Source organism: Streptomyces avidinii, assembly GCF_014650695.1.
Lineage (GTDB): Bacteria > Actinomycetota > Actinomycetes > Streptomycetales > Streptomycetaceae > Streptomyces > Streptomyces avidinii.
Genome location: NZ_BMVL01000013.1, coordinates 141589 through 156214 on the forward strand (window position 1 = coordinate 141589; position 14626 = coordinate 156214).

Annotated in this window: 12 protein-coding genes and 1 pseudogene; 3 read left to right on the forward strand and 10 right to left on the reverse strand. The window is 71.0% G+C overall.

Features of this window, described 5'->3' with window-relative positions; translation table 11 throughout:
* Nucleotides 1–58 precede the first annotated feature (58 nt).
* The gene (locus tag IE257_RS28975) at nucleotides 59–688 is read left to right on the forward strand and encodes a hypothetical protein (RefSeq protein WP_189972830.1); all 630 of its coding nucleotides are present in this window, start codon (nucleotides 59–61) and stop codon (nucleotides 686–688) included.
* Between the two features lie 252 nt (nucleotides 689–940).
* Here the strand turns inward: IE257_RS28975 and IE257_RS28980 are convergent, their stop codons facing one another.
* The 3 genes from IE257_RS28980 to IE257_RS28990 form a co-directional block, all read right to left on the reverse strand.
* Nucleotides 941–1585: a hypothetical protein gene (locus IE257_RS28980; protein ID WP_189972831.1), complete on the reverse strand. Its 645-nt coding sequence runs from the start codon at nucleotides 1583–1585 to the stop codon at nucleotides 941–943.
* 59 nt (nucleotides 1586–1644) lie between these two features.
* On the reverse strand, nucleotides 1645–2355 hold the full coding sequence (gene rnhB, locus IE257_RS28985) for a ribonuclease HII (RefSeq protein ID WP_189972832.1): 711 nt from the start codon (nucleotides 2353–2355) through the stop codon (nucleotides 1645–1647).
* A gap of 106 nt (nucleotides 2356–2461) precedes the next feature.
* Entirely contained in the window at nucleotides 2462–3064 is a 603-nt protein-coding gene (locus tag IE257_RS28990) for a TetR/AcrR family transcriptional regulator (protein ID WP_189972833.1), read from the reverse strand.
* 140 nt (nucleotides 3065–3204) lie between these two features.
* Here IE257_RS28990 and IE257_RS28995 point away from each other — a divergent pair.
* Nucleotides 3205–4757, forward strand: a pseudogene (locus tag IE257_RS28995) (MFS transporter).
* Nucleotides 4758–4835: 78 nt separating this feature from the next.
* Here IE257_RS28995 and IE257_RS29000 read toward each other — a convergent pair.
* The 5 genes from IE257_RS29000 to IE257_RS29020 form a co-directional block, all read right to left on the reverse strand.
* Nucleotides 4836–6515: a DUF4153 domain-containing protein gene (locus tag IE257_RS29000; protein WP_189972834.1), complete on the reverse strand. Its 1680-nt coding sequence runs from the start codon at nucleotides 6513–6515 to the stop codon at nucleotides 4836–4838.
* 208 nt (nucleotides 6516–6723) lie between these two features.
* On the reverse strand, nucleotides 6724–7641 hold the full coding sequence (locus IE257_RS29005) for an ADP-ribosylglycohydrolase family protein (RefSeq protein ID WP_189972835.1): 918 nt from the start codon (nucleotides 7639–7641) through the stop codon (nucleotides 6724–6726).
* A gap of 11 nt (nucleotides 7642–7652) precedes the next feature.
* Nucleotides 7653–8312 carry a histidine phosphatase family protein gene (locus tag IE257_RS29010; RefSeq protein WP_079406336.1) on the reverse strand — a complete coding sequence of 220 codons (660 nt, stop codon included), beginning with the start codon at nucleotides 8310–8312 and terminating at the stop codon, nucleotides 7653–7655.
* 72 nt (nucleotides 8313–8384) lie between these two features.
* The gene (locus IE257_RS29015; RefSeq protein WP_030008846.1) at nucleotides 8385–8990 is read right to left on the reverse strand and encodes a YdbC family protein; all 606 of its coding nucleotides are present in this window, start codon (nucleotides 8988–8990) and stop codon (nucleotides 8385–8387) included.
* Between the two features lie 32 nt (nucleotides 8991–9022).
* Nucleotides 9023–9880 carry an arylamine N-acetyltransferase family protein gene (locus tag IE257_RS29020; protein WP_189972836.1) on the reverse strand — a complete coding sequence of 286 codons (858 nt, stop codon included), beginning with the start codon at nucleotides 9878–9880 and terminating at the stop codon, nucleotides 9023–9025.
* Between the two features lie 111 nt (nucleotides 9881–9991).
* Here IE257_RS29020 and IE257_RS29025 point away from each other — a divergent pair, with 111 nt between their 5' ends.
* Nucleotides 9992–10951, forward strand: coding sequence for a DUF1152 domain-containing protein (locus IE257_RS29025; RefSeq protein WP_189972837.1), 960 nt, complete (start codon nucleotides 9992–9994; stop codon nucleotides 10949–10951).
* Nucleotides 10952–11080: 129 nt separating this feature from the next.
* Here IE257_RS29025 and IE257_RS29030 read toward each other — a convergent pair whose 3' ends face one another.
* Nucleotides 11081–13969, reverse strand: a complete 2889-nt coding sequence (locus tag IE257_RS29030; protein ID WP_189972838.1) for a vitamin B12-dependent ribonucleotide reductase — start codon at nucleotides 13967–13969, stop codon at nucleotides 11081–11083.
* A 143-nt stretch (nucleotides 13970–14112) separates the two neighbouring features.
* Complete coding sequence (nrdR, locus tag IE257_RS29035; RefSeq protein ID WP_189972839.1) at nucleotides 14113–14625, reverse strand: transcriptional regulator NrdR; 513 nt, start codon at nucleotides 14623–14625, stop codon at nucleotides 14113–14115.
* Between the last annotated feature and the right edge of the window lies 1 nt (nucleotide 14626).

The following is a 14626-nucleotide window of genomic DNA, read 5'->3' on the forward strand; positions in this document are numbered from 1 at the left end:
TGCGGCGCGCCCTGACTCCACCGTGCCCGTCCGCGGGCGTGTACCCGAAGGGAGGACCGTGACCTTCGGATTCGCGCCGCCCCCGACCACGTCCCTGGCGACAGCCACCGGCGGCACCAGCCGGCACGGCAGACTGCTGGAACCGGCGGAATGGACAGCGGCGGGCATCCCGCTGCTGCGCAATCCGCGCGAGGTCGTCAGCGGGCTGCACTCGCGGCACAGCCCGGTCCCCTCGACCGCGGTCATCGCAGTCCTCGGCCCGGAGGAGCAGCTCGTCGCGAGCGCCTCCTTCGTGCAGCGGTCCGCCTCGGCCGACGGCTGGGAGTACCGCAATGCCCTGCTGTCCCGGCTGCGCCGGGTCCTCCCGCACGACCTGCGCCGACGGACCCCGGTGCGGACGGCCGTACTGCTCTACTGCCGCGAGGGCGACGAGCGGTGGACCGAGGAGGACGGGGCGTGGATGTGGGGACTGCGGGACGCGTGCACCCTGCACGGCCTGCGCTGCGGTGCGTACATCACGCTGACCCGCGGCGGTTGGCAGGTGCTGGGCGAAGGCCGCGGCGGCCGACGGCCCAGCTCGGACTCGCGGCCGCAGCACCTCGGCGACACCGTGGCCGAGTTCTCACCGCTGGCGCTGCACACCGGGGGCGGCGCGGTCGAGGTCCTGCGGCGGACCGCCGCGCGCTGATCCTCGCGTGCCGGCCCGGACAGGCCGAGCCCGGTGAGCCCGCCCTCGTGGCCGCCCCGTGTGCGCCGTCCCTCGTGCGCCGCCCCTCGTACGGCCGACCGGCCCGCGGGCACGCCTCACGGCCGTACACCCGGGAACGGGCGTACGGCGGATCAGGCCCCGGGCTCCGCTCCGGGGCCCGGCGCGGGCTACAGCGGGGCCGGCCGAGGGCCCGCCCCGCCCCGCCCCTCGCCCGTGCCGGGGTACAGGGCGTCAGACGCCCGCACCCAGCACGGAGTTGATCTGCTGCGAGTCTCCGCACACGATCAGCAGCGCACCCGCCCGGGTGAGCGCGACCGGCAGCGCTTGCGCGACGGTGTCGACCGATCCGCCGTTGGCCGCGAAGACCACGACGGGACGGCCTGCGGCTCGCTGGGCCTGCGCCGCGTCCGCGTAGAAGACGTCGTCCCCGGCGTCGTGCAGGGCCCAGTACGCGGCCTCGCCGAAGGACAACTCGTGCGCGGCCCACGGGTGCGGGTCGCCACTGGTGAGCACCAGGATGTCGCCGGGCGCGCGCCCGGTGTCGAGCAGCAGGTCGACGGCCTCTTCGGCCGCGTCCAGCGCGCCCTCGGCGGAAGCCGGGATCAGCTGGATCTGCGGCACCGCCGCGGAGACGGACGGTGTGGTGGGGACAGCGGCAGGGGCTGCGGGAACGGGTCCGGGGGTGGCCTGCGGCGCACGCTGCGCGGGCGGTGCGGGCCGGGCGGGACCGGGGCGGCCGGGCCGCGGTACGGCGGCGGGACGCGGACCAGGTACGGGGCGGGGGGTCTGCGCGGTGCGGCTCGCGGCCGGCGTGACGCGGGGACCCTGGGCACTCTCGTGAATCTGAGGCTCCTCGATGGCGGGGGTGAGAGGCATGCGTTGATGTCTATCAAACACCGGTACGAAACGTACCGGCCGGTGGCACGTGCGTGCGATCAGAAATCGAAGCCGAGTTGGCCTCCGTTTTCCAGCTCCATCGACTCCTCGCTGCGGCGCACCTTCTTGAGGTGGCGCCACTGGGGCAGCGCGTCGAGGTACGACCACGAGAGCCGGTGATAAGGGGTGGGTCCCAGCTCCTCCAGCGCGGCCCGGTGCACGGGCGAGGGGTATCCGGCGTTGGCGCCGAAGGCGAAGTCCTCGATCCCACCGCCCTGTTCCCCGAGTGCGGCCATCATGCGGTCGCGGCGGACCTTGGCGATGACCGAGGCCGCGGCAACGGCGATGCAGGACTGGTCGCCCTTGATCACCGTACGAACCCGCCAGGGCGGGCCGAGATAGTCGTGCTTGCCGTCGAGTATCACCGCGTCGGGGCGCACCGGCAGGGCGACCAGCGCCCGCTCCGCCGCCAGCCGAAGGGCGGCCGTCATCCCCAGCTCGTCGATCTCCTCGGGCGAGGAATGCCCGAGTGCGTATGCGGTGACCCAGCCCTCCAGGACATCGAGCAGGGCGTCGCGCCGCTTGGGGGTGAGCAGTTTGGAGTCGGTGAGCCCGGCGGGCGGCCGGCGCAGGCCGGTGATCGCCGCGCACACGGTGACGGGTCCGGCCCAGGCCCCTCGTCCGACTTCGTCGACCCCGGCGATGACCTTGGCGCCGGTGGTTGCACGGAGGGAGCGTTCGACGGTGTGGGTGGGTGCTTCGTACGGCATGGCGCCAGCAAGGTTACGCCGCCCCGAGCCGACTGCACACCCCCGCCCGGGTCGAACCGGCCCTCGAACGGACGTGAACCGCGCTCCGCGCCGCCCCCTCCGCGTCTCACACCGTGAGCAGCGGCACCATCACCTCGTCGATCAACGCCGCGATGTCCCCATCCTCCCATTCGCTTCCGCACACCTTGGCGCGGTACATCAGCATGGCCGGAATGACATCCACGACAAACGGACCAGTCGCGTCCGTCCGCACGTCACCCCGCTCGATTCCGCGCCCGACAAGCTTCCTGATCAGACGCTGGGCCGGCTCGTGCAGACCGGACCAGATGACTCCATGGAACCGGTCCGCATGCATGTGATCACATTCGTGAAGCACGGATCGAAGGGCCTGCCCGGCGCGCGAGTGCATGACGTCCCGCATGCGCACGCACAGCAGGTAGAGGTCCTCACGAATCGATCCACAGTCGGAAATGTCACCGATCCGCGGCAGACCGGTCCGCAGCGCATCGGCCACCAGGTCCGCCTTCGACGGCCAGCGGCGGTAGAGCGCGGCCTTGCCGGTGTGCGCACCGGCCGCGACGCCCTCCATGGTGAGCGCGTTCCAGCCGATCGTGCTCAGCTGCTCCAACGCGGCGTCGAGAATCGCCCGTTCGAGTTCCGGACCCCGCCTGCGCCCCGGCGAAGCCACTGACCAGCGTGAACCCACCATCTCCCCGCCTCCGACCGGCTTACGCGTTCGACGCACGCATTTTCCGCCTTAGTGAACGCTTGCGTTCACTAAGGCGCGGCTCCTACCGTGGGCCCGCAGTGAACGGATGCGTTCACTATTTCACTTTGGGGGGATCCTCAGTGACAAGCTCTCAACTCGCCACACCCCGGATACCGGGCGCGGCACGCCGGGAGGGGCGCCCCGGAGTGGCGCTCGCCGTCATCGCCGCATGCCAGCTCATGGTCGTCCTCGACGCGACGATCGTGAACATCGCGCTCCCGCACATCCAGAGCGCGCTCGACTTCACCACCACCGACCTGTCATGGGTGCTCAGCGCCTACACCCTCACCTTCGGCGGCCTGCTGCTGCTCGGTGGCCGGGCGGGCGACATCCTGGGCCGCCGCCGGGTGTTCCTGACCGGCATCCTGCTCTTCACCCTGGCTTCCCTCCTCGGCGGCTTCGCCCAGGAGCCCTGGCACCTGCTCGCGGCCCGCGCCCTGCAGGGGGTCGGCGGCGCGATCGCCTCGCCGACCTCGCTCGCCCTGATCACCACGACCTTCCCCGAAGGCCCCGAACGGAACCGGGCCTTCGGAGTGTTCGCCGCCGTCTCCGCGGGCGGCGGCGCGATCGGCCTGCTGGCCGGCGGCATGCTGACCGAGTGGCTCGACTGGCGCTGGGTCCTCTTCGTCAACGTGCCGATCGGCGTGCTGATCGCAGTTCTCACCCCGCTCTTCATCAGCGAGTCCGAGCGCCACCCCGGCCGCTTCGACATCGCCGGAGCCCTCACCTCCACCGGCGGCATGGCCTCGCTCGTCTACGGGTTCATCAGCGCCTCGGAGGAAGGATGGCGCGACACGCTCACCCTCGGCTCGTTCGCGGCCGCCGCGGTCCTGCTCGCGCTGTTCGTCGTCATCGAGTCGCGGGCCCGCGAACCGATCATCCCGCTGCGCATGTTCGCCGACCGCAACCGCACCGGCACATATGTGATCATGCTCGGCCTCGCCGCGGCGATGTTCGGCATGTTCTTCTTCATCGTCCAGTTCGTGCAGAACGTGCTCGGCTTCTCGCCGATCCAGTCCGGACTCGGCTTCCTGCCCGTGACCGTCGCCATCGTCACCGCGGCCGGCCTCTCCCAGCGGTTCCTGCCGCGCTACGGCCCCAAGCCCTTCATGGTCCTCGGGTCCGCGCTCACCGGATCCGGGCTGGCCTGGCTACCTTCATCCGGACCGACAGCTCCTACGTCTCCGGAGTGCTCGGGCCGATGCTCCTGTTCGGCTTCGGCATGGGCCTCAACTTCGTGACGCTCACGCTCACGGCCGTCTCCGGTGTGGCGCCGAAGGAGGCGGGCGCGGCCTCCGGGCTGCTCAACGCCAGCCAGCAGGTCGGCGGCTCGCTCGGCCTGTCCATCCTGGTCACCGTCTTCGGCACGGCCAGCCGCGACGAGGCCACGAAGCAGGTCCCGGCCTTCATGGCCCAGGCCGACCCCGGTCAGATCGCCGCCTTCAAGGAGACCGGTTTCCTGCCCGACCCCTGGGGCGACCTGGTGCTCACCCAGGGCATCTCCACCGCGTTCTACGCCGCCGTCGCCATGGCGGGCCTCGCCCTGGCCACCGCCCTGCTGGTGATCCGGGTGCGCAAGAGCGACCTGGATGCTCTGGCCGGGGCCGCCGCGAAGGCCGGTCCGGCCGCCTGAACCGGGCCGGCTCGTCGTACGGGGCCGGGCGCGGGAACATCCCCGCGCCCGGCCCCGTACGCGCTTGCTCCGGAGCCGCTAGTACTCGATGCGGGTACCGAAGGCGCCCATCCGCGAGCAGGCCTCGTACGACGCGGTCACCGGACGCTCGCGCAGGATCTGCCGGGCCCGGTACTCGCCCAGGCTCATCGCGTACCAGGGCACGTCTCCCGCCCGGGCCATCTCGTCGTTGATCCCGCGCAGGGCGCAGGATCGCTGGGGCTCGGGCAGCCGGTCCAGGGCCGGGACGGCGTCCGCCGACAGGGACTGGAAGTAGGCCAGGTCGATCTTCGCGTCCGCCTCGAAGCGGGTCACGTTCCGCTCGGCGACCATCCCGTCCGGGGACAGCAGGCCGAAGGCGAGCACGGCCGCTCCGACACTGGCCGCGACCGCGCGCGCCAGCCAGCGTCCGCCGAACAGCCCGGCCGCCATGATCAGTACGATCACCAGCCCGAGCCACAGCTCCATCGCGGCCACCGACACACGCAGTCTGGTCAGCCCGTACGCGTCCACGTAGAGGTCCATCCGGCGCAGCGCGGCGGCGACGACGACCAGGGTGAGCGCACACAGCAGTCCGAGGACGACGCGGACGAGGCGGCGGTCGCCCGGTCCGGAGCGCGGGGCCCAGCGCAGGGCGAGCGCGATCACGGCGAGGGTGAGCAGAGTGGCCCAGAGAAGCTGCCAGAAACCCTGGCGTGCGTACTCGGCGTAGGTGAGGCCGGTGCTCTGCAGGACCTTGTCGTAGCCACCGAACAGCACGGCCAGCTGGACGGCATTGAAGCCGGCGAAGAGCAGGTTCATGACGATGAGCGGAAGGGCCCATTCGACGCGGGAACGGGGCTTGCCCGGGGCCACCTTGATCCGGTCCCAGCGCAGCGGGGCCGCCGCGGTGCGGGCCGCCGCGAGCGCGAGGACCGCACCGAGGACGAAGAGCACGACCCGGACGGGCCCGTCCTCGAACGACGCGTCGGGCATCAGGTCGCCCAACAGGTCGGCGAAGGCCGCATCGGCGGAGGCGAACAGCGCGCCGAAGAGCACCAGCAGTACGACGGCCACGCCGGACGCCTTGGCGACGGGCAGCCAGCGGTCCTTGCTGACCCCGCTGCGCGAACGCAGCCCGGTCAGCAGCCAGCCGACCCCGGACACCGCGGAGTTGACGAAGCCGAGCGGGCTGAGCAGGACACCCGGCCAGGTGCGGCTGCCGTGGAGGGCCAGTGCGCCCAGCAGGACTGCGGACAGGATCGCCAGCGTGGCCGGCCAGGCGGAGTCGCGCAGGGCGGGTATGACAAGGAGGGCGAGGCAGCCGACCACCCAGGCCAGGCTCCAGGGCCGGGCGCTGCGGCGGGCCGTGCGGGCGGCGATGTACGCGGCGGCGACGGCGGGCACCACCGCGACCAGTAGCCCGGGGCCCATTCCGTCGGCGAGCAGCAGCGCGGCGGCCAGGCCGGAGGCGAGGACAGCGACGAGGGTCGCGGTTCGGATGGGGGCGGCCTCGGCGGGGCGCACCAACGTGCTCCAGGAGGGCGGGGCGGAGCGCTGCTGCACCTGCCAGGGGTTCGCGGCCACTGCGCCGGCGGGTACCCCCGGCAGTGGACCGGCCACCCCGGAGGGTCTGCCGCCGGCCGGAGCCGGCTGCGCGGGCGGATCTCCTGCCGTGGCCCCTGGATCCGTCGCGTCCGCGGACCTGGCTTCGCCGGCTCCGCCGGTGTTCTCTGACATCGGGTTCCCTCCCCTGCCGGCCGCCCCGCGGTTCAGGGTGGGGCGGCGATTCGGACAGAGTAGGCCGGGGCCCGGCGCTTTTGAACAGGATCAAAAGAGTGCTGTGGCAGGACCGTGACAATCGGAACGCGCCATCTCACCTCGCGTCACCGCGCGGCGGACACCGCCAACTCCCCGGGATCTACCGGCCCCACCGGCTCCACGGGCATCAGCCCGCCGCGATCTCCGGCAGCCAGGCCGGCAGGGCCTCCGTACGCGCCAGCCACGTGGCCGGCAGCACCTCGTCCCCGCGCGCGCCCAGCACCCCGCCGACGATCGCGCAGGTCGTGTCGACGTCCCCGCCCACCTGCGCGGTGGTCCAGAACGCCCCCTCGTAGTCGTCCAGCGCCCGGGCGGCCGACCACAGGGCGAACGGCACGGTGTCGTGCGCGCTCGTACGCCGCCCGCAGCCCAGAACCGCTGCGACCGTGGTGGCGTCGCCGTAGTCCAGCATGTCCCGCGCGCGCCGCAGCCCGGCGCCCACGGCGCTGCGCGGCACCAGCGCGATCACCCCGTCCAGCAGGTCGGCGGCCTTCGGCGGGCCGTCCGTACTCGCCGCCAGCGCGGCCGCCGCGGCGACGGCCATCGCCCCGCACACGGCCTCGCGGTGCTGGTGGGTGGTGTAGGCGGAGATCTCCGCCTGGTGCGTGGCCTGCTCCGGGTCGTCCGCGTACCAGGCGCCCAGCGGTGCGATGCGCATGGCGGCGCCGTTGCCCCACGAGCCCTGCCCGTTGAAGAGCTCGGCAGCCAGCGTGCGCCAGTCCTGTCCCTCCCGCACCAGACGCAGCATCCGGTTCACCGCGGGGCCGTAACCGCGGTCGAAGTCGTGGTGGTGGGCGAAGGAGAGCGCGAGCGCGTCCTGGTCGATACGACCGTGGTCGGCGAGCACGGCCACCACCGAGCAGGCCATCTCGGTGTCGTCGGTCCACTGCCACGTGCCGGCACCGGCGGGCAGCTCGCACCGCTTGAGCAGCGGGTAGTTCACGGGGACGAAGTACTGGGAGCCCAGGGCGTCACCCAGCGCCAGCCCTCGCAGGCTGGCCATGGCGCGCGCGTAGCGCCGTTCGGGAGTGGAATCAGGCGTCATCGCGGGCAACTCTAACCGTCCAGGTCATAAGGCTCGGGTGTGGTCCACCGCTCAAACGGGCGGTCCATCCGGTACCTGCCGTCCGGGCCGAGCAGGAGGACACGGTATTCGGCGTTGCCCGGATTGGACAGGGCCTCGAATTCGGCCACGGACCAGTGGAACCAGCGCATGCAGAAGAGCCGCATCGTCAGCCCGTGCGTCACGAGCAGCACGTTCTCGGGATGGTCGGGGGCCTCGAAGCTGCGGTAGAGGCTTTCCAGGAACGACCCGACCCGGTCGTACACGTCGGCCCCCGACTCGCCCTGGGCGAAGCGGTAGAAGAAGTGCCCGTACGCGTCCCGGTACGCCTTCTGCAACCGTACGTCGTCCCGGTCCTGCCAGTTCCCCCAGTCCTGCTCGCGCAGGCGCGGCTCCTCGCGCATCCGCACCCGCGTGGGGTCCAGCCGCAACTCCCGGAAGGTCTGCAGGGTCCGGCGGTAGGGGGAGACGTACGCGCTGATCGTCTCGTCGCCGAAGAGCTCGCGCAGCCGGACGCCGGCCGCCGCCGCCTGCTCGCGCCCGTTGCGGGTCAGCCGCAGGGCGTGGTCGGGCTCCCTCTCGTACACCGTGTCGTCGGCGTTCCCCTCCGATTCCCCGTGTCGGACAAGGACGATGCGCCGTGGTCGAACCATCCCACGACCCTATTCGGCCATCGGGTGGCGCGCCGACCGGGCTCGCCGGTCGACCCGGCGGTCATCGTACGGTCATACCGTCCAGGAGGGTTCGAGGTCGACGACATCACCGGTGAGGGCCTCGACATCGGCCTGGATCTGCGCGCGCAGGGAGAGCCGCTCGACCCGCTCCTGCCGGTACTTGCCGTGCTCGGCGGCTGCGTGCCACATCGACAGCACCAGGAACTCACGGCCCGGGGCCTCCCCGAAGAGGCCACGAACCATCCCGGGCGAGCCCGCCATGGCGGGATTCCACACCTTCTCCTGCATGAGGGCGAAGTGGTCGACCCGACCCTCCCGGACCCGCGTGTGCGCGACCCGTACCACGTCGGCATCGGTGAAGCGCGGCTCGAAGCCGGTCTTCACGTCGAAGCGGTGGTCGAAGAGGGTGACCCGCAGGTCGGTGTAGGTGCCGTTCTGCGAGGCAGCCAGCCGGTCGTGCGAGCGGGCCATGAAGGAGTCGTAGAAGGACCGGCTCTCCCAGAACGCGAAGACATGCGCGACCCCCTGCCGGCCCCGGCTCCAGCCGCCGCCCTGCCCCCGGAAACCCGGCTCGCCCGGCAGCCCCGCCCATTTTCGCTGCCCGCGCTCGAACCCGCGTCGGTCCGTCACCGTGCAGCGAATCCACTTGACCAGCACTGCGCCATCGTACGGGCCGGGCGGGGCCCCGGTCAGTCCCCGGCGCGGTGGATCCGCACCAGTTCCGCCGCGTCCCGATCGGGCAGTCGAAGTCCGAACTCCCGGTCGAGCACCGCGAGCAGCTCGTCCGCGCCGACGGTCTCCCGCTCGGCCCGCCCATCGGGATGCAGCCGGGTGAGCTCCCGACCGACGAGTGCCCGGCGGACGCCGTCGCCCGGGTACTGGACGACGAGCCGCCCGGAGAAGGAGGAGGCGGGGTGGCTGGAGCTGTAGTGGTTGAGCACGACGTAGTCGACGGGGTGGTACTGCTGCGGGGAGAAGGCGTACAGGTCCCGCCAGGTGTCTCCGCGCAGGAGACACAGGACGAGGACGCCGCCCTCCTCCTCGCGGACGCGGTACGTCCACTCCCCCTGCCGCACCTCGGCCCCCGGCCGCGCCAGCGGGAGCGGCTCGCGAGGGCCCTGGTGACCGAATCCGGCGTCGCACAGCCACGGTTCGCCTTCGACCATGACGACGAGTACGGCGTGCGTCACGGCCGGCACGAAGTCCCCGCGGGTGCGGTTGCGGGCGCCGCGTCCGGAAACCTCGAAGCCGATCCGCTCCAGGGCAGCGGCCAGCAGTGAGTTCTGCTCGTAGCAGTAACCGCCGCGACGGTCGTGCACGAGCTTGACCTCTATGGACTTGAGGTCCAGCGCGACGGGGCGGCCGAGCAGGACGTCCAGGCTCTCGAAGGCGATGGCGGCGGTGTGGGCCCGGTGCACTGCGTACAACGTGGCAAGGTCCGGCCGGAGTTCCCGGGGCTCCCCGGCATCGACCGAAGCCGCCGAACCCCCTGGAAATCCGATCCGCGCCAGATAGGCGTCGAGGTCCAGCTCGTCACCGCTCCACATGGCCGACCATCTCCCCGTTCACCGGTTCTCCCGTTCGCCGTGTCCCGCCCGCCGTCGCACAGCCGGGAAATCCCCGGGCGGCAGGCGCAGTCACCCCGCACAATGATCGTCATGACCGCCCTGCACACCAACCCGCTTTTCGACCGCCTCGCCGACGCCGAAAGCATCCTGGTCGCAGGCGCGGGCGGCGGCTTCGACATCTACGCCGGCCTCCCCGTGGCCCTCTCCCTCATGCACCAGGGCAAGCGGGTCCACCTGGCGAACCTCTCCTTCAGCTCGCTCGCCGGACTGCCCGTCAAGGAGTGGGCGGCCCCGGACCTCGCCGCCGTCACCCCGGACTCCGCGCCGCACCTGTCCTACTTCCCCGAGCGGACGCTGGCCCGGTGGCTGGCCGCGCACGGCTACCCGGCCACCGTGTACGCCTTCCCCCAGATCGGCGTGCAGCCGCTGCGCGCCGCCTACCGCGAGCTGGTCGACCTCCACGGCATCGATGCGATCGTCCTGGTCGACGGCGGCACGGACATCCTGATGCGGGGCGACGAATCGGGCCTCGGCACCCCCGAGGAGGACCTGACCAGCGTCGCGGCCCTGGCCGCGCTGGACGACGTACGGGAGCGCCTCGTCGTGTCGGTGGGCTTCGGCGTGGACGCCTACCACGGGGTCAGTCATGCGCTCGTGCTGGAGAACATCGCGGCGCTGGAGCGCGAGGGTGCGTACCTCGGCGCGTTCTCCATACCGCGCGCCACCAAGGAGGGTGCGCTCTTCCTCGACGCGGTCGCCCATGCCCAGGAGCAGACCCCGGACCGGCCCAGCATCGTGAACGGCTCCATCGCCGCAGCCGTCCGGGGCTCCTTCGGCGACGTCCAGTTCACCACCCGCACCCGGGGCAGCGAGCTGTTCGTGAACCCGCTGATGTCGCTGTGCTTCGCCTTCGACCTGCCGGGGCTGGCCGCGCGCTGCCTCTACCTGGACCGCATCGAGGACACCCGGCTGATGCGCCAGGTCCATTCCCGGATCGCCGAATTCCGCGACGAGCTCGTCACCCGCCCGCCCCGCCGCATCCCCCACTGACACACCCCTGCGCGTCTCCCCGAGACGCCGGAAAGGGTGCCGACCCGTGGTCGGCACCCTCTCTCATGCGGGTTCGGCGCCGTCAGCGGCAATTGCTCACTGCCGCCTACGGCGCCGCTGCGCCCGGTATCAGCTGCAGCCGCTGGTGGAACCGCAGCCCTCGCAGATGTAGCAGGAGCCGGCGCGCTGCATCTTCGTACCGCAGGAGAAGCAGAGCGGGGCGTCGGCGGAGACGCCGAGCTGCATCTCGACCAGTTCGGCGCTGCTGTGTGCCGTCTTGGGGGACGGGACGGACACGGCCGCGACCGGCTTCGGGGCCGACGGAACCGCGGTCAGCGGGGTCGCCTGCGTCAGGGACTCGGTGTCCAGCTCGTCCTCGAGCGGCTCGTAGGAACCCGTGTCCAGGTGGCGCTGGCGCTCCTCGGCGGAGTGGATGCCGAGGGCCGAGCGGGTCTCGAAGGGCAGGAAGTCGAGCGCCACGCGGCGGAAGATGTAGTCGACGATCGACTGCGCCATCCGCACGTCCGGGTCGTCCGTCATTCCGGCCGGCTCGAAGCGCATGTTCGTGAACTTCGAGACGTAGGTCTCCAGCGGAACGCCGTACTGGAGGCCGACCGAGACGGCGATCGAGAAGGCGTCCATCATGCCCGCGAGGGTCGAACCCTGCTTGGACATCTTCAGGAAGACCTCGCCCAGACCGTCGTCCGGGTAGGAGTTCGCCGTCATGTAGCCCTCGGCGCCACCGACCGTGAAGGAGGTGGTGATGCCCGGGCGGCCCTTGGGAAGGCGCTTGCGGACGGGTCGGTACTCGATGACCTTCTCGACCGCGGCGCGGATGGTCTCCTCCGTCTTGGCGGTGACCTCCTCCTTCTCCTCCTCCTTCTTCTTGGCGGAGAGGGGCTGGCCGACCTTGCAGTTGTCGCGGTAGATCGCGAGCGCCTTGACGCCCAGCTTCCACGCCTCGAAGTAGATCTCCTCGATCTCCTCGACGGTCGCCGTCTCCGGCATGTTGACCGTCTTCGAGATCGCGCCGGAGATCCAGGGCTGGATCGCGGCCATCATGCGGACGTGGCCCATCGCGGAGATGGAACGCTCGCCCATGGCGCAGTCGAACACCGAGTAGTGCTCGGTCTTCAGGTGCGGGGCGTCGACGACCACGCCGTGCTCGGCGATGTGGGAGACGATCTCCTCGATCTGCTCCTCCTGGTAGCCCATGCGGCGCAGGGCCTGCGGGACGGTGCCGTTGACGATCTGCATCGAGCCGCCGCCGACGAGCTTCTTGAACTTGACCAGGGCCAGGTCCGGCTCGACACCGGTGGTGTCGCAGGACATCGCCAGACCGATGGTGCCGGTCGGCGCGAGGACGGAGGCCTGCGAGTTGCGGAAGCCGTTCTTCTCGCCGAGGCGCAGGACGTCCTGCCAGGCTTCGGTGGCCGCGGCCCAGATGCTGTTGTCCAGGTCCTCGGTGCGCGGCGCGACGGCGTTGGCGTCGGCGTGCTGCTTCATGACGCGCTTGTGCGAGTCGGCGTTGCGGGCGTAGCCGTCGTACGGGCCGACGATGGCGGCCAGCTCGGCGGAGCGCTTGTACGCGGTGCCGGTCATCAGCGAGGTGATCGACGCGGCGAGGGTGCGGCCGCCGTCCGAGTCGTACGCGTGGCCGGTGGCCATCAGCAGGGCGCCGAGGTTGGCGTAGCCGATGCCCAGCTGGCGGAAGGCGCGGGTGTTGTCGCCGATCTTCTGCGTCGGGAAGTCCGCGAAGCAGATGGAGATGTCCATCGCGGTGATGACGAGCTCGACGACCTTGGCGAAGCGCTCGGCGTCGAAGGACTGGTTGCCCTTGCCGTCGTCGTTCAGGAACTTCATCAGGTTGAGCGAGGCGAGGTTGCAGGACGTGTTGTCCAGGTGCATGTACTCGCTGCACGGGTTCGACGCGGTGATCCGGCCGGACTCGGGGCAGGTGTGCCAGTTGTTGATCACACCGTCGTACTGGATGCCCGGGTCGGCGCAGGCCCACGCGGCCTCGGCGAGCTTGCGGAAGAGCGCCTTGGCGTCGACCTTCTCGATGACCTCACCGGTCATCCGGGCCCGCAGGCCGAACTCGGTGCCGTTCTCGACGGCCGTCATGAACTCGTCGTTCACGCGGACGGAGTTGTTGGCGTTCTGGTACTGGACGGACGTGATGTCGTCGCCGCCCAGGTCCATGTCGAAGCCCGCGTCGCGCAGGGCGCGGATCTTCTCCTCCTCCTTCACCTTGGTCTCGATGAAGGCCTCGACGTCCGGGTGGTCCACGTCCAGGACGACCATCTTGGCCGCGCGGCGGGTGGCGCCGCCCGACTTGATCGTTCCGGCGGACGCGTCGGCGCCGCGCATGAAGGAGACCGGGCCGGAGGCGTTGCCGCCGGAGGAGAGGAGCTCCTTGGAGGAGCGGATGCGGGAGAGGTTCAGGCCGGCGCCGGAGCCGCCCTTGAAGATCATTCCCTCTTCCTTGTACCAGTCGAGGATCGACTCCATGGAGTCGTCGACGGCCAGGATGAAGCAGGCGGAGACCTGCTGCGGCTGGGGCGTACCGACGTTGAACCACACCGGGGAGTTGAAGCTGAAGATCTGGTGCAGCAGGGCGTAGGTGAGCTCGTGCTCGAAGATCTCCGCGTCGGCGGGCGAGGAGAAGTAGTCGAAGTCCTCGCCGGCCTTCGTGTACGTCTTCACGATCCGGTCGATCAGCTGCTTCAGACCGGTCTCGCGCTGCGGGGTGCCCACCGCGCCGCGGAAGTACTTGCTGGTGACGATGTTGACCGCGTTCACCGACCAGAAGTCGGGGAACTCGACGCCGCGCTGCTCGAAGTTGACGGAGCCGTCGCGCCAGTTGGTCATGACGACGTCACGGCGCTCCCAGCTCACCTCGTCATAGGGGTGCACGCCCGGGGTGGTGTGGATGCGCTCGATACGCAGGCCGCCCTTGGCAGCCTTGGTCCCCTTGGCGCGGGAACCACGTGCCGAGCCGCTCGCCGTCTCTGTCATGCCGCTTCCTCCCATATGCGGGCAAAAACGCCCTAAAGTGCCAGCGATATTCCGCGGCACGGTGCTGTGTCTTGTATCTACGTCTCTTCGCCCGGCCGACCGGCCGTGTCACGGAGCGCGAGCGCCGCGGCACGGTTGTCCGGTCAGTCGGCGGCGGAGGCGGGCACGGGGACCTGGGCGGCCCCACTGAGCTCGCACTCCTCGGGGTGAGGCCGGGACACGCGGAGTTCCGCGATGGCGGTCTCGAAGTCTTCAAGGGTGTCGAACGCTTTGTAAACGGAGGCGAACCGCAGGTACGCGACCAGGTCGAGTTCCTGCAACGGACCGAGTATGGCCAGACCCACGTCGTGAGTGGTCAGCTCGGCGCTCCCGGTGGCGCGCACCGCCTCCTCGACCCGCTGGCCGAGCTTGGCGAGGGCGTCCTCGGTGACCGGCCGCCCCTGGCACGCCTTGCGCACGCCGGAGATGACCTTGCTTCGGCTGAAGGGTTCCGTCACCCCGCTGCGCTTGATCACCATCAGCGAGGCCGTCTCCACCGTCGTGAAACGACGGGAGCAGTCGGGGCACTGACGGCGCCGGCGGATCGACGTGCCGTCGTCCGTGGTGCGACTGTCGACGACGCGGCTGTCGGGGTGCCTGCAGAAGGGGCAGTGCATG